The organism is Ensifer meliloti (genome assembly GCF_030064585.1).
Taxonomy (GTDB): Bacteria; Pseudomonadota; Alphaproteobacteria; order Rhizobiales; family Rhizobiaceae; genus Sinorhizobium; species Sinorhizobium meliloti.
Window position 1 is genome coordinate 1,228,793 of sequence record NZ_CP120366.1, and the last position, 23,202, is coordinate 1,251,994.

Here is a 23,202-nt window from a genome sequence, read left to right on the forward strand (position 1 = left end):
TTGAATAAGCAGGGAAGTGCTGGACGTCTCAAGTCGACAGAACGGCCCTATCGTTGGCGACCCGCGGCGGCAAATGGTGAAACTGCCTGCAGAAGCCGTCTATGCGACGATGGCAGAATGGTTGGCGCGCAAGGAGGGATTGACATGAAGGCGGACGTTTTCGACCCGAGAGCTTTGCGCGAGGCGTTTGGAGCGTTTCCAACCGCAGTGACGGTCATCACCGCCAGCGATCCGGCGGGCAGACCGGTTGGTTTCGCTGCCAATTCCTTTACGTCTGTATCCTTGGACCCGCCGCTGCTGCTCGTTTGCCTTGCCAAGACTGCGCGCGACTACTCGACAATGACCGCAGCCGAGCACTTCGCGATCAACATATTGTCAGAGGCGCAAAAGGATGTGTCCATTAAATTTGCCCGCCCCGCCGAAGATCGCTTCGCTGCTGTCGACTGGGCGAGGGGTCCGAACGGCTGTCCGATATTCGCGCAGGTGGCGGCGTGGTTTGAATGTTCGATGCATGATGTTATCGAGGCGGGCGACCATGTCATGATGGTCGGTCGCGTGACAGCCTTCAAGAGCAGCGGCTTGAATGGCCTGGGCTATGCTCGCGGCGACTACTTCGCTCCGAAAGTCGCGGCAAAGGCCAATTCCTCTGCAGCGGGCGGAGAGGTCGGCGCCGTCGCGGTGTTGGAGCGCCACGGCGCGCTTTTTCCATTGGGCGACGATAATCTGTCCCTTCGGAGTTGCAGCGCCGGGGGCGGTGACCCAGCAAAGACGCTCGCATCCCACCTCGAACAATTGGGACTGAGCGTCCACGATTGGTTTTCTCTGCTCGATCTTTAGGGGCAAGCGGCGGGGTACAATCACAGACTCGGCCTGACCGAGGGTAACCTGTTCAGGTTGCACATCTAGAGCGTTTGCTCATCACTATGACACCCTAGCTCCGCACCGATTGCTCTACTATATGGAGTACTGTTCCGAGTTTCTATTGAACTGGTCGCGATGCCTCACAGCGCCGTTGACACTGCTCTAGAAGGTTCCGCTGCCGATAGACCAGCGCGAGAGAACGAATGACCCTCGTTTGTCCTTGGCGGGATGTTGGCCTAGGGTTTTGCTCGGCGGCCTTAGCAAGATAGTATCACTAACCTGCCAGTTAGCATGATCGGCCAAAACCTGCGCATATTGATGCCGGAACCCTACCGCCCGGAACACGACGGATATATGCAGCGCTATATGGGAAGCGGGGAAAAGCGCATTATCGGTATCGATCGCGTTGTCTCCGGGCAGCGGAAGGATGGATCGACGTTTTCGATGAAGCTCGCCGTGGGGGAGATGCGATCGAGCGGTGAGAGATTCTTGACCGGCTTCATCACAGACCTGACGGAGCGGGAGGAGTCTGCCGCAAGGCTCGAGCAGACACAAGCTGAACTTGCGCGCCTTGCCCGCCTAAATGAGATGGGCGAAATGGCGTCGACGCTTGCGCATGAGCTGAACCAGCCTTTGTCGGCGATCGCCAACTATTCGCACGGCTGTACGAGGCTCCTGCGTGACATGGACGATGCCGTTGCAGCACGAATGCGCGGTCGAAGAAATCGCGAGCCAATCGTTGCGGGCCGGTCAGATCATCAAACACCTGAGGGAGTTCGTCACCAAGGGCGAGACGGAAAAGGCTCCGGAAGATATACGCAAGCTGGTGGAGGAGGCCGCGGCCTTGGCTCTGGTCGGTTCGCGCGAGCAGGGCGTCCGCACCGTATTCGAGTATCTGCCCGGTGCCGAAATGGTATTGGTGGACCGTATCCAGGTGCAGCAGGTCCTCATCAATCTGATGCGCAACGCGATCGAGGCGATGCGCCACGTCGACCGCCGGGAACTGACGATCCGCACGATGCCGGCCGATCCGGGCGAGGTAGCAGTGGTCGTTGAAGACACCGGCGGAGGCATTCCGGAAGAAGTCGCCGGTCAGCTCTTCAAGCCGTTCGTCACGACCAAGGCAAGCGGAATGGGCATCGGGCTGTCCATTTCTAAGCGGATCGTCGAGGCGCACGGCGGAGAGATGACTGTTTCGAAAAATGAGGCCGGCGGAGCCACTTTCCGGTTCACGCTTCCCGCCTATCTAGATGAACGGATCGTTGCAAATGACTGATTATACGGTGCACATTGTTGATGACGAAGAGCCGGTCAGGAAGTCGCTGGCATTCATGCTGACAATGAACGGTTTCGCCGTGAAAATGCATCAATCGGCCGAGGCCTTTCTGGCTTTCGCGCCGGACGTCAGAAACGGGGTTCTCGTGACGGACCTGAGAATGCCGGACATGTCCGGCGTAGAGCTTCTGCGCAATCTCGGCGATCGCAAGATCAATCTACCGTCGATCGTGATTACCGGGCACGGCGACGTGCCCATGGCGGTGGAGGCGATGAAGGCGGGGGCGGTGGACTTCATAGAGAAGCCTTTCGAGGATACCGTGATCATCGAGGCAATCGAGAGGGCGTCTGAACATCTGGTGGCTGCGGAAGCCGATGTGGACGATGCCAACGATATCCGAGCCAGGCTCCAGACGCTGAGCGAGAGAGAACGCCAGGTGCTCTCGGCAGTCGTCGCGGGCCTTCCCAACAAGTCGATCGCCTATGATCTGGACATCAGTCCGCGTACCGTCGAGGTGCACCGCGCCAATGTAATGGCCAAGATGAAGGCGAAGAGCCTCCCCCATCTCGTTCGCATGGCTCTCGCTGCAGGTTTCGGTCCATTCTGATTTTCTGCTGATTTGATCTCGCGCAATGCAGTGCGTTGCCGCAAGCGGTCTAATACCGGCTCATTGCGGGGAGATGCACGTCACATTGCGCGGGACTGAAATTGTTGGATGCGAAAACCATCATCGTCATCGCAGCGGACCAGGGCCTCCGGCGGTCCGTGGCATTCGCGCTTGAGGTCGAAGGATATGCGACCCAGTCGTACGACACCTTGCGGGCAGCCGAAGATGCTTCCCGGCTGGCGCTCTGCGCGATTGTTGACGACGACATACTAAGATCCGAGCCTCAGGCCGCCGCGCAATTCCTTAGCAATCGGGGGGGCGGGGCCATACTGCTGGTTGATGGCCTGTCGGCCCTTCAGCGACGTGAGGACTACGCGACATTGACGAAGCCGTTCACCGGTGCCGACCTGCTCGGCGTGATCAACAGCCTGGTCGTGGCAGCTAAGTAGTTCCCCTTAGTGATCTAACCCAATTTCTCCAAATCACGCGAGTTGGCAATCTGTCCCCACATCGAACGGGGATAATCCATGTACGCCGCTGTAAAAGCCAAACCACAGTCCATCGAGGTCGAACACCTTGGACCGGCACCAATGTCTGGGCCGCATCTTGTAGCCACCTACAAGCCGGGGCGCGAGATCTATGCGCAGGGGGATCTGAACGACAAGTGCTATCAGGTTTCGACCGGAGCCGTGCGTATCTACCGCCTCCTTTCGGATGGACGCCGACAAGTCGTATCCTTTCATCTCCCAGGCGAAATGTTCGGGTTCGAAGCAGGATCCAACCATGCTTTCTTTGCCGAAGCCATCACGGAAACAACACTGGCCATTCTTGGCCGCCGGCATATGCAGGAGCGTTCGCGGGAGCTTCTCGCGCTCGCCTTGACCGGCATGGCACGGGCTCAGCAGCATCTTCTGGTAATCGGCAGGCAATGTGCCGTGGAACGGATTGCCGCATTCCTCGTCGATCTTTGCGAACGTCAGGGCGGAGGCAGGCAGCTACGCTTGCCCATGTCGCGACAGGATATCGCGGACTATCTCGGCCTGACGATCGAAACAGTGTCGCGCGTGGTGACAAAACTGAAGGCGCGTAGTGTCATCGCGCTCAGGGACGCAAGGACGATCGACATCATGAAGCCGGACGCGCTGCGCTCGCTTTGCAATTGAGGTTGTCCGAGGGGCCGCGAAAGCGGGCCCTCTCTTCGGCTTCCTGGCGGGCGCCCGTTACTCCAGAAACGGAGCGAGACATGTTCGTGAGGGTAATGTCTCGTGAGGAATGCCAAGGCGTCGCCGCCGCTGGAGATCTTGCGCGGCTGGCATGCTGTAGGGACGACCAGCCCTACATCGTGCCGATCACCTATGCGCAATCGGGCAACAGGCTCTACTGTTTCTCTATGCCCGGCCAGAAAATCGATTGGATGCGCAGCAACCCAAAGGTGTCGCTGCAGATTGCCGAGTTTGCCAGCAATCGCCAATGGAAGAGCGTGGTCGTGACGGGCAGGTACCAAGAACTACCGGCGACGCAAGGCTGCCACCAGAGCGTATTCACGCCTGGTACCTGCTCGAAAAGAAACCCAACTGGTGGGAACCAGGCGACCTCAAACCTGTGCCACAAGAGATCTGAGGGGCGTCTGCGCACATCTTCTTCTGCGTAAAGATGGACGAGATGACGGGCCGGGCAGCCTGCGCGGGTGAGTTATAGTCTCCCCCACGCGAAGGCGATCCCCTCCAACGGTCCTCCCGCCCTCAGCTTCCATTGCTTGTATTTTCCTGCTGCAGCTCGGGTGGTTCGGCCGATCCCAGAGCCCAAGCCGGCAGCCTTCCGGGCCCTTCGTGACGTCTTTGTCCGTACCGCTGTCCGGCCTCTTTTTGACCAACCTGCTAGCATGTGTCGCGAGTTCCAAAGCACTTGATCTGGATCAAGGTGCCCAAGGCTGGGCTCTGGCAATTCTCGCAACAGTTTGGCGCGTCGCGCACACGCCAGTCAGCGATTAGCGAGAGTTGGGACCCAACCATGAAACACACAGTCGAGATGGTCGTACTTGCCGTCGGCGCCTTCCTGGCGCTGGTCGGAGCCGGCCTCGCCCAGGACCGCCTTTTCGGCGCGCACATGTGGGTGCTGTTCTTCGTGCTGCTCGGCGGCACATTGGTGCTCCTGCGCCGTGTTGATTTCCGTCCGGCTGCCGCGGGTCGCCGGGCCGGAGAGACGGAATATTTCGACGAGGTCGTGAAGTACGGCGTCATCGCCACGGTATTCTGGGGCGTGGTCGGCTTTCTCGTCGGCGTCGTCGTCGCCCTTCAGCTTGCCTTTCCGGACCTCAACGTGGAGCCCTGGTTCAATTTCGGCCGCATGCGGCCGCTCCACACGTCGGCCGTGATCTTCGCGTTCGGCGGCAACGCACTGATCGCCACGTCCTTCTATGTGGTTCAGCGCACGAGTCGAGCGCGCCTCTTCGGCGGAGATCTCGGCTGGTTCGTTTTCTGGGGTTATCAGCTTTTCATCGTGCTTGCAGCGACCGGCTACCTGCTCGGCATTACCCAAAGCCGCGAATACGCGGAACCGGAATGGTACGTCGATCTTTGGCTGACGATCGTCTGGGTTGCCTACCTCGTCGCCTTCCTCGGCACGATCCTGATGCGCAAAGAACCGCACATCTACGTCGCGAACTGGTTCTATCTCGCCTTCATCGTGACGATCGCCATGCTGCACATCGTCAACAACCTGGCGGTGCCGGTATCGTTCCTGGGTTCCAAGAGCTATTCGGCCTTCGCCGGCGTCCAGGACGCGCTGACGCAATGGTGGTACGGCCACAACGCGGTCGGCTTCTTCCTGACCGCCGGCTTTCTGGCAATGATGTACTACTTCATCCCGAAGCAGGTGAATCGCCCCGTCTATTCCTACCGGTTGTCGATCATCCATTTCTGGGCGCTGATCTTCATGTACATCTGGGCAGGTCCCCACCACCTGCACTATACGGCATTGCCGGACTGGGCGCAGACGCTCGGCATGGTCTTCTCCATCATGCTCTGGATGCCCTCCTGGGGCGGCATGATCAACGGCTTGATGACGCTCTCCGGTGCCTGGGACAAGATCCGTACGGATCCGGTCGTCCGCATGATGGTGATGGCCGTTGCCTTCTACGGCATGGCGACCTTCGAGGGGCCCATGATGTCGATCAAGACCGTCAATTCGCTCAGCCACTACACCGACTGGACCATCGGTCACGTCCATTCCGGCGCCCTCGGATGGAACGGCCTGATCACCTTCGGTGCCGTTTACTATCTGGTCCCGAAGCTCTGGAACCGGGAGCGTCTTTACAGCCTGCAAATGGTCAACTGGCACTTTTGGCTCGCGACCCTAGGCATCGTCGTCTATGCCGCCACGATGTGGGTAGCGGGCATCCAGCAGGGGCTGATGTGGCGCGAATACGATGATCAGGGTTTCCTCGTCTACTCCTTTGCGGAGTCGGTGGCGGCGATGTTCCCGTACTACGTCATGCGTGCCGCGGGCGGTGCCCTGTTCCTCGCCGGCGCGCTCCTCATGGCCTTCAACGTAACAATGACCATCCACGGCCGCGTGCGCGATGAGGCCGCGGCCCTGGATGCCGCGCCGCTGCCGGCACCGGCGGAATAGGAGGGCAGATTATGTCCATTCTCGATAAACATGCGCTACTCGAACGGAACGCCACGTTGCTCCTCGTTGGCTCGCTGCTCGTCGTCTCCATCGGCGGCATCGTGGAAATCGCACCGCTCTTCTATCTCGAAAACACCATCGAGAAGGTCGAGGGCATGCGGCCGTATTCACCGCTGGAGCTCGCCGGACGCGACATTTACGTTCGCGAAGGCTGCTATGTCTGCCACAGCCAGATGATCCGCCCGTTCCGAGACGAGGTCGAGCGCTACGGCCACTATTCACTGGCGGCGGAGTCGATGTACGACCACCCGTTTCAGTGGGGATCGAAGCGGACGGGACCGGATCTCGCCCGCGTCGGCGACCGCTACTCCAATGAATGGCACGTGCAGCACATGATCGAACCTCGCTCGGTCGTGCCGGAATCGGTCATGCCGAGCTATGCCTTCCTGAAGGAAACTCCGCTCGAGGTGACGAATATTGCCATGAACCTCGAGGCGAACAGGGCGGTCGGCGTTCCCTACACTGATGAGATGATCGACAACGCGACGGCCGACCTAAAGGCCCAGGCGGATCCCGATGCCGATGCTTCCGGCGTGGAGGCACGCTACCCCAAAGCCAAGCTCGGCGACTTTGACGGCGATCCGCAGCGGCTGAGCGAGATGGATGCGCTCATCGCCTATCTCCAGATGCTCGGCACCCTCGTCGACTTCTCCACCTATGACGACACCACCGGTTATCGCTGAGAAGGAGGCAACATGGAAACCTACACGGCCATGCGCCATTTTGCCGACAGCTGGGGATTGCTCGCCATGGCGTTGTTCTTCCTCGGCGTCGTTTTTTTCATCTTCCGCCCAGGCGCCAAGAACGCTGCCGCTCAGGCGTCTGTCATCCCGTTAAAGGAGGACTGATCCATGGCCGACAAGCACAAGCACGTCGACGAGGTCAGCGGCGTAGAAACCACCGGACACGAATGGGACGGCATCCGCGAACTCAATAATCCTCTGCCGCGTTGGTGGGTCTACAGCTTCTATGCCACGATCATCTGGGCGATCGGCTATGCGATCGCCTATCCCTCGTGGCCTATGCTGACGGAGGCGACCAAGGGCATGCTCGGCTATTCGAGCCGCGCCGAGGTCAGTGCGGAACTGGCCGAAGCGAAGGCAGCTCAGGCAGGTAACCTTGAGCGCATCGCTTCGAGTGCGGTCGAGGACATCATGGCCAACCCGGAACTGAAGCAGTTCGCGATCACGGCCGGTGCATCTGCCTTCAAGGTGAATTGCGCACAATGTCATGGGTCGGGTGCGGCCGGCGGGAAAGGTTTCCCGAACCTGAACGACGACGAGTGGCTCTGGGGGGGCAAGCCTGAGGAGATCTACCAAACGATTGCGCATGGCATCCGCTACAGCGGAGACGGAGAGACGCGCGTTTCGGAAATGCCGGCCTTTACCGACATGCTGGCGCCGCGCGAGGTACGGGCGACCGCAGCCTACGTGGCCAGCCTCACCGGAACACCCTCCAACCCGGCGCTCGTGGAACCCGGCAAGCAGCTCTTCGCCGAGAACTGCGCCTCGTGCCATGGAGCGGACGCGAAAGGAAACCGTGAGATGGGAGCACCCAACCTCGCCGATGCGATCTGGCTGAAAGGCGAGGGCGAGCAGGCGATCATCGATCAGATGAAATCGCCGAAGCATGGCGTCATGCCAGCCTGGTTGCAGCGCATCGGCGATCCGGTGGTGAAAGAGCTTGCGGTCTTCGTCCATTCGCTAGGCGGCGGCGAGTAGCGGATACGAGATCCCGTCGGCCGAACGAGAGCGGTGTGGCCGGCGCAGCGACTTCCCTCTGTGCAGTTGTTCACTGCCGCGGGCGGGTCAGTGGCTCCCTTCTTCCGAAGAGCTTTGGCTGACGAGCCGGGCACTTGGAGGCGGGTTTCGCCAGACGGATCTCAGCGTGCCCGGCGTTCACTGCGGTGCTTGCATCACGACCATCGAGACGGCGTTGTGGGAAAGAGCCAAGTCGAACAGTCGAACGGGCGCGCGTCAATCTCTCCACCCGCCGCGTCTCGATCGTCTGGAAACAGAGGTCGCTGGAAAGCGCAGCGACCGTGGAGAACTGGTGCGCGCGATCAGCGAGCGCGGCTACGAGACGCACATCTTCACGCACGGTGAGGGGGAAGGGGATGCCGTTCTGAAGCAGTTGATCCGTGCGGTCGCGGTGTCGGGCTTTTCTGCGGCCAACATCATGCTGCTTTCCGCGTCCGTCTGGTCGGGTGCGGACGCGGCCACACGCGATCTCTTCCACTGGGTCTCGGCCATGATCGCAGGGCCGACGCTGATCTACCGCCGGCCGCTTCTTCTATCAGTCCGCCTGGAATGCGCTCCGCCACGGGCGGACGAACATGGACGTGCCGATCGCACTTGCCGTCACTCTCTCCTATGCCATGTCGCTATACGAGACGATCGGCCATGGGGAGCATGCCTGGTTCGACGCGACCGTGACCCTTCTGTTCTTCCTGCTCATCGGCCGGACGCTCGACCATATGATGCGCGGCCGCGCACGATCCGCGATCGGGCCTCGCACGGTTATCGCCGCGTGGCGCGACAGTCCTGCATGCCGACGGCTCGCCGGAATATCGCGCCGTCAGTGAGATCGAACCCGGCGAGCGACTGATGATCGCTGCAGGCGAACGAATACCGGTCGACGGCTGCGTGGTATCCGGCACCAGCGACCTGGACCGCTCGGTCAACGGCGAGAGCGAGCCGATTTCGGTCGGCTCGGGTGACGCGGTCGAGGCCGGCACGCTCAACCTTACCGGCCCGCTGGTGCTCCGGGCGACGGCAAACGCGCGCAACTCCTTCCTTGCCGAGATCATGGGGCTGATGGAGGCGGCCGAAGGCGGGGAGGGCGCTAAGCGGGTGTCATCCACCGCGCGGATGAAGGTGATCCAAACAATCGATTTTACTAATCATCAAGTGTGCTCGATAGGAGACAAGGCGAAAGAATTCAAGTGAGTGCGGGCCCGTGCGCTAAAGACGCCGGGCATAGTCAAGGCGATGCAATAGTCAACATCGGGCAACCCCCTATCAACCATCAAAGACGTTCTGAGAGGAGACGATGACACGCACTCAAAAAGAGAAGATGCTCGCAGGCGAGATGTACAACGCAGCGGATCCAGAAATCCAAGCCGACTTGCTGGCCGCTGGGGCTTGGCTGAAGCGCTACAATAGTACTTTGGGCGACTCCGCCGAGCAGTGGCATTTGTTCCTCCGCGAACTGCTAGGCGAGGTTGGGCCTGGAGCGGTTATCCGTCCGCCCTTTCACTGCGATTACGGCTTCAACATCAGTATCGGAGCCCACGCCTATATGAACTTCAACTGCGTCATCCTCGACGTGGCAAAGGTGACGATTGGCGATGGGACCGCAATTGGGCCCGCTGTGCAGATCTATACCGCCGATCATCCGGATGACCCCGAGCAGCGGCAGGCGGGGCTGCAGCTCGGGCGACCTGTCCGCATTGGCAAGCACGTATGGATTGGTGGTGGCGCGATCATCCTCCCGGGCGTGAGCATTGGCGATCATGCGGTCGTTGGCGCGGGCAGCGTAGTCACGCGCGACGTCCCTGCGGGCGCAAAAGTAATGGGAAGCCCAGCTCGGGTAAGGGGCTGACCTTCGGCTCCTTGGTGGCGCGCTTGCCAGATGGCTCGAGCTCTCTAGGCGCTCAGCCGAAAGTATCCTGTGCTGAGGCCGCAACGCTTCCATGCGTACGTTCGGGGCGCAACAGAATCAGGACCAGCCACTGAAGGCACAGGAAATTGACCACCGTTAAAACTTGAATAACAACCAACATGCGAAGGGGATATCGATGCCGATAATTATGAGTGTTGTGGGATTTCTCATCCTTTCTATTGTGCCAGCTCATGCATATCTCGACCCCGGCACGGGCAGCATGCTCGTTCAGGGCTTGATCGGTGCGTTGGCGATCGGCGGAGCAGCTGTCTCCGGATACTGGAATAAGATCAGATGGGCTGTCAGATCTGTTTTAGGCCGGGAGAACAATGGCAAGAATGGCGGAAAGTAAGTTGGTCGCGGCCGCACCGAGACCCGGACGCGTCGCCGGTTCCTTTAGAGATCCCTCTGGTCAAGTCTTCCACTTCCAGGATCGCATTCTGCGGACAATGGATACGGCTGCTGCAATCGAGTTTGCCAGTGCTGAGAGAGTAATGCGACAGCTCGTGGATGAAGGGCGACTCGTCGACTTCTCAGACGCGGAGCCGAGCCTTCATCAGCTTTTTCAAGGGAGTATTGCCCGAGTTCTGCAGCATCCCCTCCTGGAGCAAATCACCTACCCATACGAGTGGTCGTTTGCTGGATTGAAGGCGGCGGCGCTTTTTCATCTTCAACTGCAGCTTGATCTACTTGATCAGGGTTTTTGCCTGTCGGATGCGACCGCTTATAACGTTCAGTTTGAAGGGTCACGACCAACTTTCATCGATCATCTGTCGATAAAGCCGTACCGCGATGGACAGCTTTGGTATGGACATAAGCAGTTTTGTGAGCAGTTCCTCGTTCCACTGTTACTACGATCCGTTTTCGACATCACGCATCACAGCTGGTATCGCGGCAATCTCGAAGGGGTGCCGAGTGCGGATTTCGTAAAGCTGCTGAGTACCCGACATTGGTTTTCCCACAAGTTGTTCATGCATATCATTTTGCCTGCAAAGCTGCAGTCATCTAGGACATCGCAGACCAAGGTAGACCTTGGAGACTCTCGTGCGAGACGGCTTCCCAAGGATGCCTTCCGCGCCATGCTCGCCCAACTTTACAGCTGGATTAGCGAACTGAAAGTTGATGTTGGAAAACAATCGGTTTGGCAAGGATACGCTGCGAACAACACGTACACAGCTACCCAGAGAAGCGATAAAGGGCAGTACGTCGCAGAGTTTGTCGCTCAACATAAGCCGCGGACTATAATCGACCTTGGCTGTAATACCGGTGACTTTAGCTACGTAGCTTTGGAGAATGGTGCAGAGAAGGCGATCGGCTTTGATTTCGACCCGCACGCGCTCGACGCCGCGTTCGACCGGTCAGTTCAGACATCACAGAACTTTCTTCCACTCTACCTTGATGCACGTAATCCATCGCCGAGCCAAGGGTGGGGCGAACGGGAGCGCCAAGGGTTCAGCTCAAGGTTTTCGGCAGATGCTGTTCTGGCGCTAGCCTTCGAACATCATTTGGCAATTGCTCACAACGTTCCTCTCGCCGAGGTTGTCGCATGGGTGACCCAAGTTGCACCAAAGGGCATTATCGAATTCGTTCCGAAGGAGGACGAGACTGTGCGACGCATGTTGGCGGGTCGAGAGGACATCTTCAGTGACTACAACGAAGAAACTTTTGCAAGCGCGCTCAGCCAGAAAGCCCGGGTGGTGAGCAAGCACTTGATACCTGGCAGCAAACGAACTTTGTACACGTTCGAAAGATCGGAGTAAGCAGAAATGAAGCGAATCGTCTTACTGCTATCACCTCTGGTAATCTTGCTTAGCCCGATCATTGACGCGTTTCAGGGAGTGTATATTGACCCCAGAAGCGATGCAGGGTACGCCGTCATCGCTTGTGTTGCCATAATTGGGCTCGCCCTGGGCATGATTGCAACCTTTTGCTATAAAAGGGGAGCTGTTGGCAACGTCGTAACAGCAGGCACCCTCGCCGTTACCCTTTTCCTTTTTGGCGATCTTTCATACGGTGTTTTCTGGAGACTAGCAGACCACATCGGAATGGAGGGCGCCGCCGCATTGGCGTTTGCTGGACTGGTTGTACTTATTCTTATCCTATTCAAACTCATGGCCGCTGTGCCCCGTATGATGGCCGCATTTGCCGTAGCCCTACTGGGCTCTACAGTTCTTGATCGCGGCTTGATTACTGAGGCGAGCGCCGAAGAGCCCGCGCCGGCCGTGATTTATATCGTAACTGATGAAATGATCGGCATTTCCGGGATCGACACAAGATTACCCCATGGAGCAGAAGCCAAAGCCGCATTGTCGCGGGTTTTCCAGAAACATGGGTTTCGGCTCCATTCCAAGGCTTTCAGTCGCCACATTCTGACTCAGGTTTCAGTACCAGCCGCCTTGAACATGGACTATTCTTATAATTTTCCCGGCGATAGATCGCATTATGCCTACCCGGGGGAGGTAACAAAGTTCAAGGAACTGTCGTTATTCAATCTGTGGCATCGACAAGGGTTATCCGTCAATGTCTTCCAGTCTGCTCATCTTGATTTCTGCAAAACTGAAGCACTAGTCGACTGTCACACCTTTGCATCATTTGACGGAAGTAGATTTATTCAACGGCAGCGGACCGAGGGCGGCCCATACCGGGACGTTCCACCCGCTTCCGCTTCGCTGGCGGATGTTAAGGCGCTGGTCGAGGGAAACAGGCAAAGCCTTGCAATGGCAGCCGTTGGCTTGGTGGCCTCCAACTTGCTGGAGACGAAGGAAACGGCACTACAAGAATGGCACCCGCGATCTTACGACCAACTAGCCTTCCCTTACTGGCTCGGACAGTTTCAGAACATGATTCTAGATAAAGGTCGTGGAAACGCCTTTTTTGCACATTTTCTATTTCCGCATAGTCCCTCGGTCTACAACAAAGATTGCAAACCAACGAACCGTTGGGTTGAGAGGTCCTATCTTACGGAAGTCCGCGGGTTGGCAGGTCAAGAGCTAGATGAAGCGCGGGTGAAAGAATATGGATTCTACTTCGCTCAGACGCTGTGTCTCGCCAAGCAACTAGATAAGTTCTTTAATGTGGTTCTCAGCGATAAGAGATTTCAGGACGCTACGATAGTCGTTCATGGCGACCACGGCTCACGTATTTCTGCGGGTAGAAATGTCGAGACTATGTCTCCGAGGGATTACGTCGACAATTATTCCGCTCTTTACGCGGTCAGAAAGCCGGGCGTGGCGACGGGTACGGACTACAAGCTACACTCGGTCCAGTGGTTAAACGCTTCTCTGTTCCGTGGCAATGTATCAGAGGTTGCCCCGACCGTAGTAGGATCTATGCAGGGTAAATCTGACGATCCAGCAGTGTACGCACCCATTACCGACCCAGACCACGTTGCTATAGTGCCGATGCATGACTTTGACGCATCCCATTGATCCCTCGCCTGCATCCGCGGACTCATCGCTTCAGCGGGCTCCCATTAGTATCCCCACGGCCCACACACTTTCTGCGCAGCCGAAATGGCTCCGCACCGCAACTCGCCGCTACGAATGCGCAACCCGAAACGGCTGGAGCGAAAATTGGATAAACTTGCGGGCAGGGTCAATCGCTCTCAGCTTGCGAAAGAGCTAATCTCCGCGCTATCGAACCTAGGGCAGCTTGCGCGCCTACAAGTAAACGTTGAAGAGTCAGGCCAATTGGCTCGCATCAGTCGATCAAGAGTAAGCGTGGCGTGATGACCGCCTACCGTATGCGACGTCCACGCCCCATTGATTTTTCAGTTGCGGCGATCTGAGGCCGATCCTCGGCGGTCAAATGAGCTCACCGAAGAGTACCTGACGAGCTCATTGTGAGGCCGTGATGCGGGCGGCATAGGCCCATGGCATCAGGGCATCGATGTCTTTGGCGAGGTGGCCGTTTGCGAGGCGGGTGAAGAGATCGCACAGATAGGCGTAGGGCTCAACGCCGTTCATTTTACAAGTGCCGATCAGGCTGGCAAACCGGGCCCAATTGCGGCCCCCTTCATCGTGCCCCGCAAAGAGCGCATTGCGGCGGTTCATGGCCGGTCGGCGGATCGCGTTTTCCACCAGGTTGGAGTCGATATCGACGTGGCCGTCGTCCAGGAACAGCCGGAACCCGTCCTGCCGCGTTAGCATATAGGCCAGGGCTTTTCCGAGGTCAGACTTGCGTGAGACGCGCTTGGCTTGCGCTGCCAGCCAGGCGAAGAACGCGTCCACCAGCGGGAGGGAGAGGTCCTGTCGAACTGCCCGGCGATGTTCGGGATCTGAGCCACGGATACTGTCTTCGATCTTGTAGAGCGCGGCGATCCGCACCAGCGCCTCGTCGACGATGGGCGATCCACTCTTTGGCGTGGCCTTGATCAGCTTTCTGCGCCCGTGCGCCCAACAGAAAGCCAGCCTCAAGGGATCGCCACCCACCCGGTCCGACGTGGCGAGGTGAGAGTAACCACCGTAGGCATCCACCTGGATTGTCCCGTTGAACCCGTCGAGGATTTCAGCGGCATATTCGCCTTTACGCCCAGGTCGATAATGGAACACCACGCCCGACGGCGCAGAGCCATTCCAGCCGCGATCGTCACGCAACACGGCCCATAGATAACCGGTCTTCGTCTTGCCTCGCCCCGGATCAAGCACCGGAGCCGTTGTCTCGTCGACATAAAGCCGCGTGCTTTCCCACAGCAGCCGTTTGGCCAGATGGTCGACCACCGGCGCGATCGCAGCACCCGTCCTGCCCATCCAATCGGCCAGGACGGTGCGGTCTATCGGCACCCCGTGTCGCGCCATGACCTCGGCCTGCCGGTTGAGCGGCATATGTTCGGAATGCTTGGAGACGGCAATCTCAGCCAGAAGGGCTTCGGTCGGCCAGCTCCCTTCCAGCAGATGCGCCGGCGCTCTGGCCTGGACGACGCCCGTTCGACCCTTGGGGCAGGCGTATTTCGGGCGGATCGTGACGATCACCTCGTAGCGCGCCGGAATCCGGTCGAGCCGTTCCGTCCGGTCTTCGCCGATCCGGACCATGTTGCCGCAACCACAGGGACAAACGATGCTCTCGGGCTCGATCACCCGCTCGACCCGCGGCAGGTGTTCGGGCAGTGCACGGGCCTTACGCTCCTTGCGAGGAGCGACCTTGTCCGGATCGGATGCGCTGGCTTCGATCTTTTTCTCGACGGCGGCAATCCGCGCCTGTGTTTCGGCAATTGCCGTTTCAAGGTCTTCCAGCGCCAGTTCCATCTGCGCCGGATCGAGCTTTTCCGATTTCGGCCCGAACTTCGTGCGCCGATAGTCGTGAACCTGACCTTCAAGCTTCTCGACCAGTTCCTTCAGCTCGGCGATGAAGGCGTCCTTTTCGGCAACCACAGCCTGCTCATGCTGACGTGCAGCACGCTCGACCGACAGTTCGAACTGCATCGCCGCAAACGCCTTCACCACCTCTGGCGGAAGGTCCGGAAACAGGCTGAGATCAAGGGGTGACGACATGCGGTCTTATAGCAAGGCAGCACAAAAAAGCCAAATAAAACAATGCAAAGGCAGCCGTATATTTACCCTGCCGCCGACGGCGCGGTCACCCGTTGCGCCATGACCCGTCGCCAATCAAGACCTTCGAACAAAGCTTCGTATTGCCCCCTGGAAAGACGCATCGTCCCATCCTGCACCTTGGGCCAGGCAAAGCTTCCATGTTCAAGAATTTTGTAGGTTAGCACCATGCCGGTGCCATCCCATACCAGGATTTTCAGACGATCACCGCGCTTCGACCGGAAGATCACCGTCACCCCGGAATGCGGGTCGAGCTTCAACTCGGTCTGCATCATCAGAGCCAGCGCCTGATGCCCACAGCGGAAGTCCACCGGCCGCGTTGCAATCAGGATCGGAAGTCGTTGGCCCGCGACGATCATGCCGTCCCTCGCATGGCTCGCACCAGAGCCACCACACGTTCAACCGGCACATCGCCGGGAACCCGCATCACAACGTCCGGCCCGATCTCCAGCGTTAAGACCGACGAAACCGCCTCCGACAGCGGCGGCGCCAAAACACTCACAGCCTCGCTCGGCTCTGCCGCAATCGCCAAAGGCACAAATGCAGGCTCGGCATCGCCGCTCTCCGACAGGCCCGGCATAGCCTCAAACGGCAGCGCCAGAATGCCCTCGCGCGCTTGTCGGCGCCAGAAGGAAAGCTGGTGCGGAACAACGTCATGACGGCGCGCGACATCAACAACACGAACACCAGGCTCAAGGCTTTCCGCGACGATCCGCGCCTTCACATCATCGGGCCAACGCCGGTTTCCGCGGCGCGGCTCGACAACTTCGTAGCGCCCAACAAATCCATCATCTGCCATGCAAATCTCCAGATAGTCCTGGAAACCTTTTCGCACGCCCAGCCAGCCTCAAAATACAGCCTGTCCAATGGGGCGGAGACGGCGCTTACCGCCTACCGGCGCTGCCGTGGAGTGGGATAGTGTGCACCAAGTGCTAAGTGGACACTATGGCGGTGATTGATGTCGGGAATGAGCGAAGCGGCGAAGCGCGGTCGACGAAACTGGTCGCTGGAAGACAAATGGCGAATTGTTGAAGAAGCGCAGCTTCCCGGAAACTCGGTAGCGGAGGTGGCGCGCCGGCGCGGGGTCAACAGCAACCTGCTTTTCGAAATGGGGCTTGGCGCCGTGTTCATCACTGGGGCCTGGCGAGACCGTCGAGCAACGCCATGTCGGTAGTCGTTAGTTCCGCCATCGTCTGTCGCTAGCAAGTTGGCGCGACACCGGACCGGTATGCAATCACGGAAGCGGGGGATCCCGCGTTTTTTGTTTTGAGCTACGATGTTAGTAGCCCGTCTAGCGGCAAATGTACATTGCCGCAAGACGGGCCGAGGCGACACTGCTTCAAAGAATGCTGACGTTCTCGGCTTTCGACTTGCCGGTCTTGCGGTCTTGTCCCAGCTCGTAGCTGACCTTCTGGCCATCCTGAAGAGAACCGCCAAAACCGAGCGCCGAGATGTGAACGAATACGTCTGGGCCGCCACTGTCAGGGGTAATGAAGCCAAAGCCCTTGTCTTGGGCGAAGAATTTTACGGTGCCAGTTGCCATCTTGTCCTCGTTGGTTGCTGAGCATCCCTCGCAATACCGGTCAATGCCCGGGACCGCAAGAGGTCTCAAGGCGAGCAAATCCTTCGATGACTTTTAGCTAGGTATTTTGCTCGAATGCCTGTTCCCCAATTCGGATGGCAGGAGGCGCCGACGTGCTTCAATGGCTCGAAATGGTATCGGCGTGAAGTTTTCCTTTTGTTAGGGATATTTGGCCAGAACATCAGAGGAGCGGCATGATGCCGTTCGGAGGCGCTGATGGGCTACGATTGGACCGGCAAGCAAACGCGCCGGCGGAAGATACTGCGCGGATGCGCGATCATCGTGTTTGCAAGCACGGCGTCCGCTTTCCTGGCGGCTGCGCTTCTACACTGATGGCGTGCACGCGAGGCCCCATGGGTGGCGGCCGCCAAATCGGCGGCCTCCAGGCTCGACTTGTGACCCTCTTTCTGATCCATTGCTCGGACGCAAGGACGGAGAACTCATGAAACATCTGCAGCGTGAACTTCGACGCGATGTTTTGTGTGGGTTCTATAATCGGTTCTCTGGCAAAGACATTTCTTTGATGACGCAGCACCCTAACTGGTGCGCCGCAATGAAAAAAGCGGATCGCTACCTCGCGAGACTTGCGCCCCATGCGAGCTCACTGTTGAAAGGTGGTGCCGCCCATCAGATCGGAGCAATCTGTTACCGGACCAACGAAACGGGCGCCGTTGAAGTCTTGTTGATCACAACCCGCGATTCCGGGCGGTGGACGATTCCGAAAGGTTGGCCCATTAAGAACCTGAAGCCACATCAGGCGGCAGAAAGAGAAGCGTGGGAGGAGGCTGGCGTAGCCGGAAAAGCGAAGAAGCGAGCTCTGGGCTATTTCACGTATCTAAAAACTCTCGGCGACGGACAAACAACGCCATCGGTCGTTGAGGTGTTCAGACTGAAGGTGGACGAACTGCACCTCGAGTTCCCGGAACGAGGAGAGAGGGAGGTGGCGTGGCTGTCTCCAGTCGAGGCCGCCAGGCGTGTGCAGGAGCCGGAATTGAAAGGGTTACTGATGCGCATGCTCAAACAATCGCTTCGATAGACCCGCCACTAGAAATCTGCTTCCGCAAAGCTCCTTGCTATCGTTTACCGGCAAGGCGTCAGGCGATCGAGCTCACGCGGCCCGGTGGTTCGGAATTTAGCGCCGCTCATCCGTTTCGTTCGAATACCATTTTACAAAGCGCCCGACTAAGTTACAGAGGGCCTCCCGGTCGGGAACGGGTGCGATGGTTGTGAAATGCTGCTGTCGGACGGGTCGGACGGCAATCTTAGGCCCGTCGCTGGTATGCGCCGCAAGCGCGCCAGCCGCCCGGTTTAGGCGACCGAGTCTTACGCTTTGACGGCAAGCTTTTTTACTCGGATGAATCAGATCTCTCTGAGCGCTGGCTATGCGGACCGCCTTGTTCAGATCTGCAATCGCAGTCGCCGAATGGCGGAAGAAACCAAGCTCGAGCGTTGACAAAGCCGTTAGAGGCTGGCGGTTGCCGCCGTCATAGCGTCGATCTGCTCGTCAGAGAGGCCGAGCGCGCCGCCTAAGCGCGCGATAGCGGATGCATGCGGTTCGCGAGAGCTTTGCACCTGCCGCGTGCTCAGCGCCGGGACATGTGCCGCCGGCTGGCACATCAGACGCGTGACCAGATCCCGTGGTCGATCTTGCCTTGCAGCTCCGGGTAATCCGCAGCGTGGAAAACCGGTGCGAGACCCTGCTTCCGCTGCTTGAAATAGTCCTTCGTCAATTTCGCGATGGTGCCTGAGAGGAGCAGGATCGCGATTAGATTGATCGTCGCCATCAGGCCCATCGAGGCATCGGCTGCGTCGAAAACGGTGGCAATGCTCTCGTAGGCGCCCCAGACCACCATTACTAGCGTGGCGCAGCGCATGATCGTCAGACCCAGGCGATTGCCGGCACCAAGAAAGGTCAACGCGTTTTCAGCGTAGGAGTAGTTGCCGATTATTGAAGTGAACGCGAAGAAGAATATCGCGATTGCGATGAAATAGGTTCCGGCGGCGCCAATGTGGACATTCATTGCGGCTTGCGTGAGCGTTCCGGTGATGTTGGAACCGGGGTCCAGCGTTCCCGAAAGCAGGATCATCACCGATGTCGCCGTGCAGATCAGAATCGTGTCGATGAAGACACCGAGAGACTGAACGAAGCCCTGCGAGGAAGGATGATGCGGCACAGGAGTGGCAACGGCCGCAATGTTTGGAGCCGAGCCCATGCCGGCCTCGTTGGAGAAAAGACCGCGCTTGACGCCGTTTAGCATCGCCGCTGCAATTCCACCTGTGACGCACCGGCTGCTTCCTGCAGGCCGAAGGCGCTCGAAACTATCGTCCAGAGAACGTGAGGCACCAGCGCCGCGTTGGCGATCAGCACATAAACCGCCATGAGCAGATACGCGACCGCCATGAAGGGCACGATGATTTCAGCAACACGGGCAATCTGCCGGATGCCCCCAAAGATAACGACGCCGGACAGCACCGCGAGCCCGAAACCGACTGTTAGCTTCGGAACGCCGAAGGCGCCTTGGACCGCATCGGCGATGGAGTTTGCCTGAACGGCATTGAAAACAAGACCAAAGGAGATGATGAGGCAGACGGAGAAGATTGCCGCCGCCCAAGGGGCATTGAGCCCGTGAGCGATGTAGAAGGCCGGGCCGCCACGGTACTGGCCATCTTCATTGCGCACCTTGTAGAGCTGCGCCAGCGCACTTTCCGCATAGGCCGTCGCCATGCCGACGAGTGCTACCATCCACATCCAGAAGGTCGCGCCCGGTCCGCCCAGATAGAGCGCGACAGCGACGCCGGCCAGATTGCCTGTGCCGACCCGCGAGGCGAGGCTGACCATCAAGGCCTGAAAGGGGCTGATGCCGGAGGTGTCCTTGGATCCGCCGCTGCTTAGCACTCGGAACATTTCGCCGAAGTGGATGATCTGAGGAAGGCCGAGGCGAATTGTAAAAAAAGGCCGACGGCTAGCAAACCATAGATGAGCACATAGCCCCAGAGGATGGTGTTCAGAAAGGCTATGATCGTATTCATGCGGTGCTCGCTCCTCGAATGCCGTCGATTTTGGAAATTGCGCCCGGGTCAAATTCCCGTTTGGATTGATGCGACGCACTGTGCGGCATTACGGCGCGAACTTGGCGCAGGTCAAGGTCTGGCGTTCAAGATCCAGCAGAACATGATCAGTGAGATATCCTGGGAACTTCGCATAGATGCATCCTCCGGTATCACTAAGCTGCCTCCGCAGGCCGGAGAGGTCGATTGCGCTTCGGCCGCGCTTCTCCGAGATCGGATACCGCCATAGTGTCCACTTAATCGTGGTGGCACTGTCCCACACCAGCATAGTCCAAGCGGTCACCACGCCACGCTTACGATCAAGAGATAATTGGCTTTGTTTCAGCTATTTAGGAACGAACACGCTACCTTAGAAGCGAGAAGCAAGTCTGTGTGGCCACGGTCCGTTCAACCGCGCAACTGTCGACGTCGACAAACTCGCCCTTGTTCTCCAAGGGTAGGGGAGGGAATGGACCACCGGCGGTCTCGGGTACGGAAATGATTAGACCGGACAGCGTGGTGTTGCCTGGAACGGACGCGCTTTGCGTCTCGTTCGGCATTTTCTCTTCGGCAAAGCTGGGTGTACAACCGCCCGCCAAAGGATCAAGGCTCTCGACTATCCTCTCGAACACGTCGTGAGCCGACGATACAACGTGGTTCCGAACGAAGGAGTAGCACTTCACTGAGTAGCAACCGCCGATTGATTGTTCAATGTACGCGCGGCACGAGACCTGCACGACGGTCGCGGTACGGCACTGCATTGCGGGATATGCCGTAGTTCGCCTTTCTCAATTTTTTTGTATGCTCGAAGGGTTCACGCGATGGCGCGATCATGGAGTGATCGAGGGGTCAAATGCGACTCCTCGAGATGGTGAGCACGCCCCGCGGCGGAACTTTGACATCATGAGCCTGGCTCAATGCGGTGATATCAAGCATCATAAATAGGTGCGGCCACGGCCCAGCAATTCGGACTTCACGAGTCCCGTTGCTACGCATCGGAAACATCGACGCGATAGTGATCGCGAGCAACTGGTCATGGCAGTTGCCTTAAGCGGGGCATCCAGGTTATATACTGGTACGCCATAATACGGCAGGGCGGACTCGTTCTCGTGCGGAGCTTATACCTGATTGGGCGGATTTAGACGAGGTGAGCCGATGAACGATGCACTGGCAGGGAATGCCATTCGGGTAGAGCGTCCGACAAAGACATTGCGGGAACTGGCGCTCGACAAGGTGCGGGACGCTATTGTAGACGGTTATTTCAGACCGGGTGATCGCCTTGTCGAGCGCGATCTGTGTGCGCAACTCGGTGTCAGTCGTACAATCGTCCGTGAGGTGCTGCGGCACCTCGAATCCGAGGGCCTCGTCGCGAACTTGCCTAACAAAGGGCCGATCGTCGCGCGTCTAGATCTGAATGAAGCGAAGCAGATCTACGAAATTCGCGGCGCCCTCGAAGGGATGGCCGCCCGACTTTGTGCGGAGCGAAAAGACTCGACCATTGTTGCAGCCCTTGAAGCGTCCTTGGAAGGCATCCGCCAGAGCTATGCTGCTAAGGATATGCCCGCGGTTCTCAATCACACCTCCGCTTTCTACCAGACGCTTTTCACCAAGGTCGATCGCCACGTTGCCTGGGGTGTCGTCAGCCTGCTGACCGTCCGGATCAACCATCTCCGTTCCATGACGATCAAGACTAGGAATCGTGACGTCGAAGGACCGGCACAGATGGAAAAGATCGTTGAGGCCATTCGAAAAGGCGACGGTGAAGCGGCTTACAAGGCTGCCCTTGATCATGTCGCCAGAGCTTCCGTCATCGCGGAGGCCGTACTCTCAGCGCAGCAGACGGGCGACTGACGAGGTTACGACTACGATCCGCGACGAAGGCTGCCTCAACCCACCTCACACTGGCTCTCAGATCTGCTCGTTGGCCGCCAGCGGACTGGCGCCTCCCTTCTTCTGATTGCACTCGTTGGGTAATCCGTAGCGTTTGTGCAGCATGATGTGGTTGGGTATTGCCCTATGGAACATCCTTCGGGTTGTGCCGCCGCCTGAACGCCATCCTCTGAACGCATGAGAATCGCCGCTTAACGTGGCCGCTGCTGACGTGCTCGGGTTTGCGCACGATGCGTCATCCCCCGCATTCCGCAGCAAAAAACCGACCGCGATCAAAGCGCTCGGTTTGCGTTCGCCCTCAATCGCAAATTTTTTCCTACCAAAATCGGGCACTTGGCCGGAATTCGGGCTTTGCGTTGAAGAGCCACTTGACTGTCCTATATGATGGCATACCATAAGATCAAATAGCTCACAGGAAGGATGTCCTATGCCCGTTCAGATCCGCAAGACGCTTCTCCAGATGGAAACGACCCTGATCGAGGGCGGGAAAGCCGCCCCTCAGCCGTTAAAGCTGTTTTCGGCGGTGGCGGTGGTGAAAAATCCGTGGGTTGGGCACGGCTTCGTCGAAGATCTGAGGCCGGAGATTCACAGGGCGGCACCGGTACTGGGCGAGCTTCTAACTAGGATGATCATCGATGCCGTTGGTTCCGCCGAGGCGGTTGAAGCTTATGGGAAAGCCGCCGTGGTCGGGATTGATGGCGAAATCGAGCATGCCTCGGCGCTCATCCATACCTTGCGTTTCGGCAATCATTATCGCCAAGCGGTTGGCGCCAAATCATACCTGGCCTTCTGCAATACGCGCGGCCCTGCCAATGCCCCCATCATGATCCCCCTGATGGACAAGAACGACGAGGGGCGCCGTTCGCACTACCTGACGATCCAGACCGCAGTACCCGATGCCCCAGCCGCCGATGAAATCGTGGTGGCTCTTGGCGCCTCGACTGGCGGACGTCCTCATCACCGGATCGGCGACCGTTACGAGGATTTGAAGGAGCTTGGGCAAGATGTCACCAATCCGGCCGGCGTCTGAGCGGCGGTG

20 protein-coding genes and 4 pseudogenes are annotated in these 23,202 nt (G+C 58.6%); 19 read left to right on the forward strand and 5 right to left on the reverse strand.

The window, feature by feature from the left end; genetic code table 11:
- Nucleotides 1–144: 144 nt before the first annotated feature.
- The 15 genes and pseudogenes from PZL22_RS30480 to noeB all read left to right on the forward strand — a co-directional run bounded on the left by PZL22_RS30480 (nucleotide 145) and on the right by noeB (nucleotide 13,525).
- Entirely contained in the window at nucleotides 145–837 is a 693-nt protein-coding gene (locus PZL22_RS30480) for a flavin reductase family protein (RefSeq protein ID WP_127584950.1), read from the forward strand.
- 315 nt (nucleotides 838–1,152) lie between these two features.
- Nucleotides 1,153–2,137 (forward strand): annotated as a pseudogene (locus PZL22_RS30485) (PAS domain-containing sensor histidine kinase); the annotation flags it as partial.
- Nucleotides 2,130–2,744, forward strand: coding sequence for a response regulator FixJ (gene fixJ, locus PZL22_RS30490; RefSeq protein WP_088196049.1), 615 nt, complete (start codon nucleotides 2,130–2,132; stop codon nucleotides 2,742–2,744). The pseudogene PZL22_RS30485 and the gene fixJ, both read left to right, overlap by 8 nt.
- 104 nt (nucleotides 2,745–2,848) lie before the next feature.
- Nucleotides 2,849–3,193, forward strand: coding sequence for a transcriptional regulator (locus PZL22_RS30495; protein WP_284718747.1), 345 nt, complete (start codon nucleotides 2,849–2,851; stop codon nucleotides 3,191–3,193).
- Nucleotides 3,194–3,271: 78 nt separating this feature from the next.
- Nucleotides 3,272–3,907, forward strand: coding sequence for a helix-turn-helix domain-containing protein (locus PZL22_RS30500; RefSeq protein WP_127702041.1), 636 nt, complete (start codon nucleotides 3,272–3,274; stop codon nucleotides 3,905–3,907).
- Between the two features lie 80 nt (nucleotides 3,908–3,987).
- A pseudogene (locus tag PZL22_RS30505) lies at nucleotides 3,988–4,442 on the forward strand (pyridoxamine 5'-phosphate oxidase family protein).
- A 312-nt stretch (nucleotides 4,443–4,754) separates the two neighbouring features.
- Nucleotides 4,755–6,374, forward strand: coding sequence for a cytochrome-c oxidase, cbb3-type subunit I (ccoN, locus tag PZL22_RS30510; protein ID WP_284718744.1), 1,620 nt, complete (start codon nucleotides 4,755–4,757; stop codon nucleotides 6,372–6,374).
- A gap of 11 nt (nucleotides 6,375–6,385) precedes the next feature.
- Nucleotides 6,386–7,117 carry a cytochrome-c oxidase, cbb3-type subunit II gene (ccoO, locus tag PZL22_RS30515; protein WP_088196053.1) on the forward strand — a complete coding sequence of 244 codons (732 nt, stop codon included), beginning with the start codon at nucleotides 6,386–6,388 and terminating at the stop codon, nucleotides 7,115–7,117.
- Nucleotides 7,118–7,129: 12 nt separating this feature from the next.
- A complete protein-coding gene (locus PZL22_RS30520; RefSeq protein WP_046067137.1) occupies nucleotides 7,130–7,282 on the forward strand; it encodes a CcoQ/FixQ family Cbb3-type cytochrome c oxidase assembly chaperone in 153 nt (50 codons plus the stop codon).
- A gap of 3 nt (nucleotides 7,283–7,285) precedes the next feature.
- Nucleotides 7,286–8,155 (forward strand): cytochrome-c oxidase, cbb3-type subunit III, encoded by an 870-nt coding sequence (gene ccoP, locus PZL22_RS30525; protein ID WP_284718748.1) that lies wholly within the window; start codon nucleotides 7,286–7,288, stop codon nucleotides 8,153–8,155.
- Nucleotides 8,156–8,213: 58 nt separating this feature from the next.
- Nucleotides 8,214–9,286: pseudogene (locus tag PZL22_RS30530) on the forward strand (heavy metal translocating P-type ATPase); the annotation flags it as partial.
- 199 nt (nucleotides 9,287–9,485) lie between these two features.
- On the forward strand, nucleotides 9,486–10,037 hold the full coding sequence (gene nodL / locus PZL22_RS30535; RefSeq protein ID WP_088196071.1) for a nodulation O-acetyltransferase NodL: 552 nt from the start codon (nucleotides 9,486–9,488) through the stop codon (nucleotides 10,035–10,037).
- A 196-nt stretch (nucleotides 10,038–10,233) separates the two neighbouring features.
- On the forward strand, nucleotides 10,234–10,449 hold the full coding sequence (locus tag PZL22_RS30540; RefSeq protein ID WP_088196072.1) for a hypothetical protein: 216 nt from the start codon (nucleotides 10,234–10,236) through the stop codon (nucleotides 10,447–10,449).
- Nucleotides 10,427–11,857: a nodulation protein NoeA gene (gene noeA / locus PZL22_RS30545; RefSeq protein ID WP_088196073.1), complete on the forward strand. Its 1,431-nt coding sequence runs from the start codon at nucleotides 10,427–10,429 to the stop codon at nucleotides 11,855–11,857. The genes PZL22_RS30540 and noeA overlap by 23 nt, the downstream gene beginning before the upstream one ends.
- Before the next feature lie 6 nt (nucleotides 11,858–11,863).
- Nucleotides 11,864–13,525 (forward strand): nodulation protein NoeB, encoded by a 1,662-nt coding sequence (gene noeB / locus PZL22_RS30550; RefSeq protein ID WP_127701860.1) that lies wholly within the window; start codon nucleotides 11,864–11,866, stop codon nucleotides 13,523–13,525.
- Between the two features lie 408 nt (nucleotides 13,526–13,933).
- Here noeB and PZL22_RS30555 read toward each other — a convergent pair whose 3' ends face one another.
- From PZL22_RS30555 to tnpA, 3 genes are all read right to left on the reverse strand, one after another.
- Nucleotides 13,934–15,586: an IS66-like element ISRm14 family transposase gene (locus PZL22_RS30555; RefSeq protein ID WP_127702011.1), complete on the reverse strand. Its 1,653-nt coding sequence runs from the start codon at nucleotides 15,584–15,586 to the stop codon at nucleotides 13,934–13,936.
- Between the two features lie 62 nt (nucleotides 15,587–15,648).
- Nucleotides 15,649–16,002, reverse strand: coding sequence for an IS66 family insertion sequence element accessory protein TnpB (gene tnpB / locus PZL22_RS30560; RefSeq protein ID WP_010975539.1), 354 nt, complete (start codon nucleotides 16,000–16,002; stop codon nucleotides 15,649–15,651).
- A complete protein-coding gene (tnpA, locus tag PZL22_RS30565) occupies nucleotides 15,999–16,442 on the reverse strand; it encodes an IS66-like element accessory protein TnpA (protein ID WP_127702012.1) in 444 nt (147 codons plus the stop codon). The genes tnpB and tnpA overlap by 4 nt, the downstream gene beginning before the upstream one ends.
- A 168-nt stretch (nucleotides 16,443–16,610) precedes the next feature.
- Between tnpA and PZL22_RS30570 the strand changes: the two genes are divergently transcribed.
- Nucleotides 16,611–16,817, forward strand: coding sequence for a transposase (locus PZL22_RS30570; RefSeq protein ID WP_234827234.1), 207 nt, complete (start codon nucleotides 16,611–16,613; stop codon nucleotides 16,815–16,817).
- Nucleotides 16,818–16,982: 165 nt separating this feature from the next.
- Here the strand turns inward: PZL22_RS30570 and PZL22_RS30575 are convergent, their stop codons facing one another.
- Complete coding sequence (locus PZL22_RS30575; protein ID WP_014528033.1) at nucleotides 16,983–17,186, reverse strand: cold-shock protein; 204 nt, start codon at nucleotides 17,184–17,186, stop codon at nucleotides 16,983–16,985.
- 481 nt (nucleotides 17,187–17,667) lie between these two features.
- On the opposite strand from PZL22_RS30575, the gene PZL22_RS30580 reads away from it, so the two are divergent.
- Nucleotides 17,668–18,261, forward strand: coding sequence for an NUDIX hydrolase (locus PZL22_RS30580; protein WP_284718749.1), 594 nt, complete (start codon nucleotides 17,668–17,670; stop codon nucleotides 18,259–18,261).
- A 580-nt stretch (nucleotides 18,262–18,841) separates the two neighbouring features.
- Here the strand turns inward: PZL22_RS30580 and PZL22_RS30585 are convergent.
- Nucleotides 18,842–20,255, reverse strand: a pseudogene (locus PZL22_RS30585) (alanine/glycine:cation symporter family protein).
- Nucleotides 20,256–21,428: 1,173 nt separating this feature from the next.
- On the opposite strand from PZL22_RS30585, the gene PZL22_RS30590 reads away from it, so the two are divergent.
- Complete coding sequence (locus PZL22_RS30590) at nucleotides 21,429–22,124, forward strand: GntR family transcriptional regulator (RefSeq protein ID WP_088196075.1); 696 nt, start codon at nucleotides 21,429–21,431, stop codon at nucleotides 22,122–22,124.
- Between the two features lie 466 nt (nucleotides 22,125–22,590).
- Nucleotides 22,591–23,193 carry an amino acid synthesis family protein gene (locus PZL22_RS30595; RefSeq protein WP_014528548.1) on the forward strand — a complete coding sequence of 201 codons (603 nt, stop codon included), beginning with the start codon at nucleotides 22,591–22,593 and terminating at the stop codon, nucleotides 23,191–23,193.
- Nucleotides 23,194–23,202: the final 9 nt, after the last annotated feature.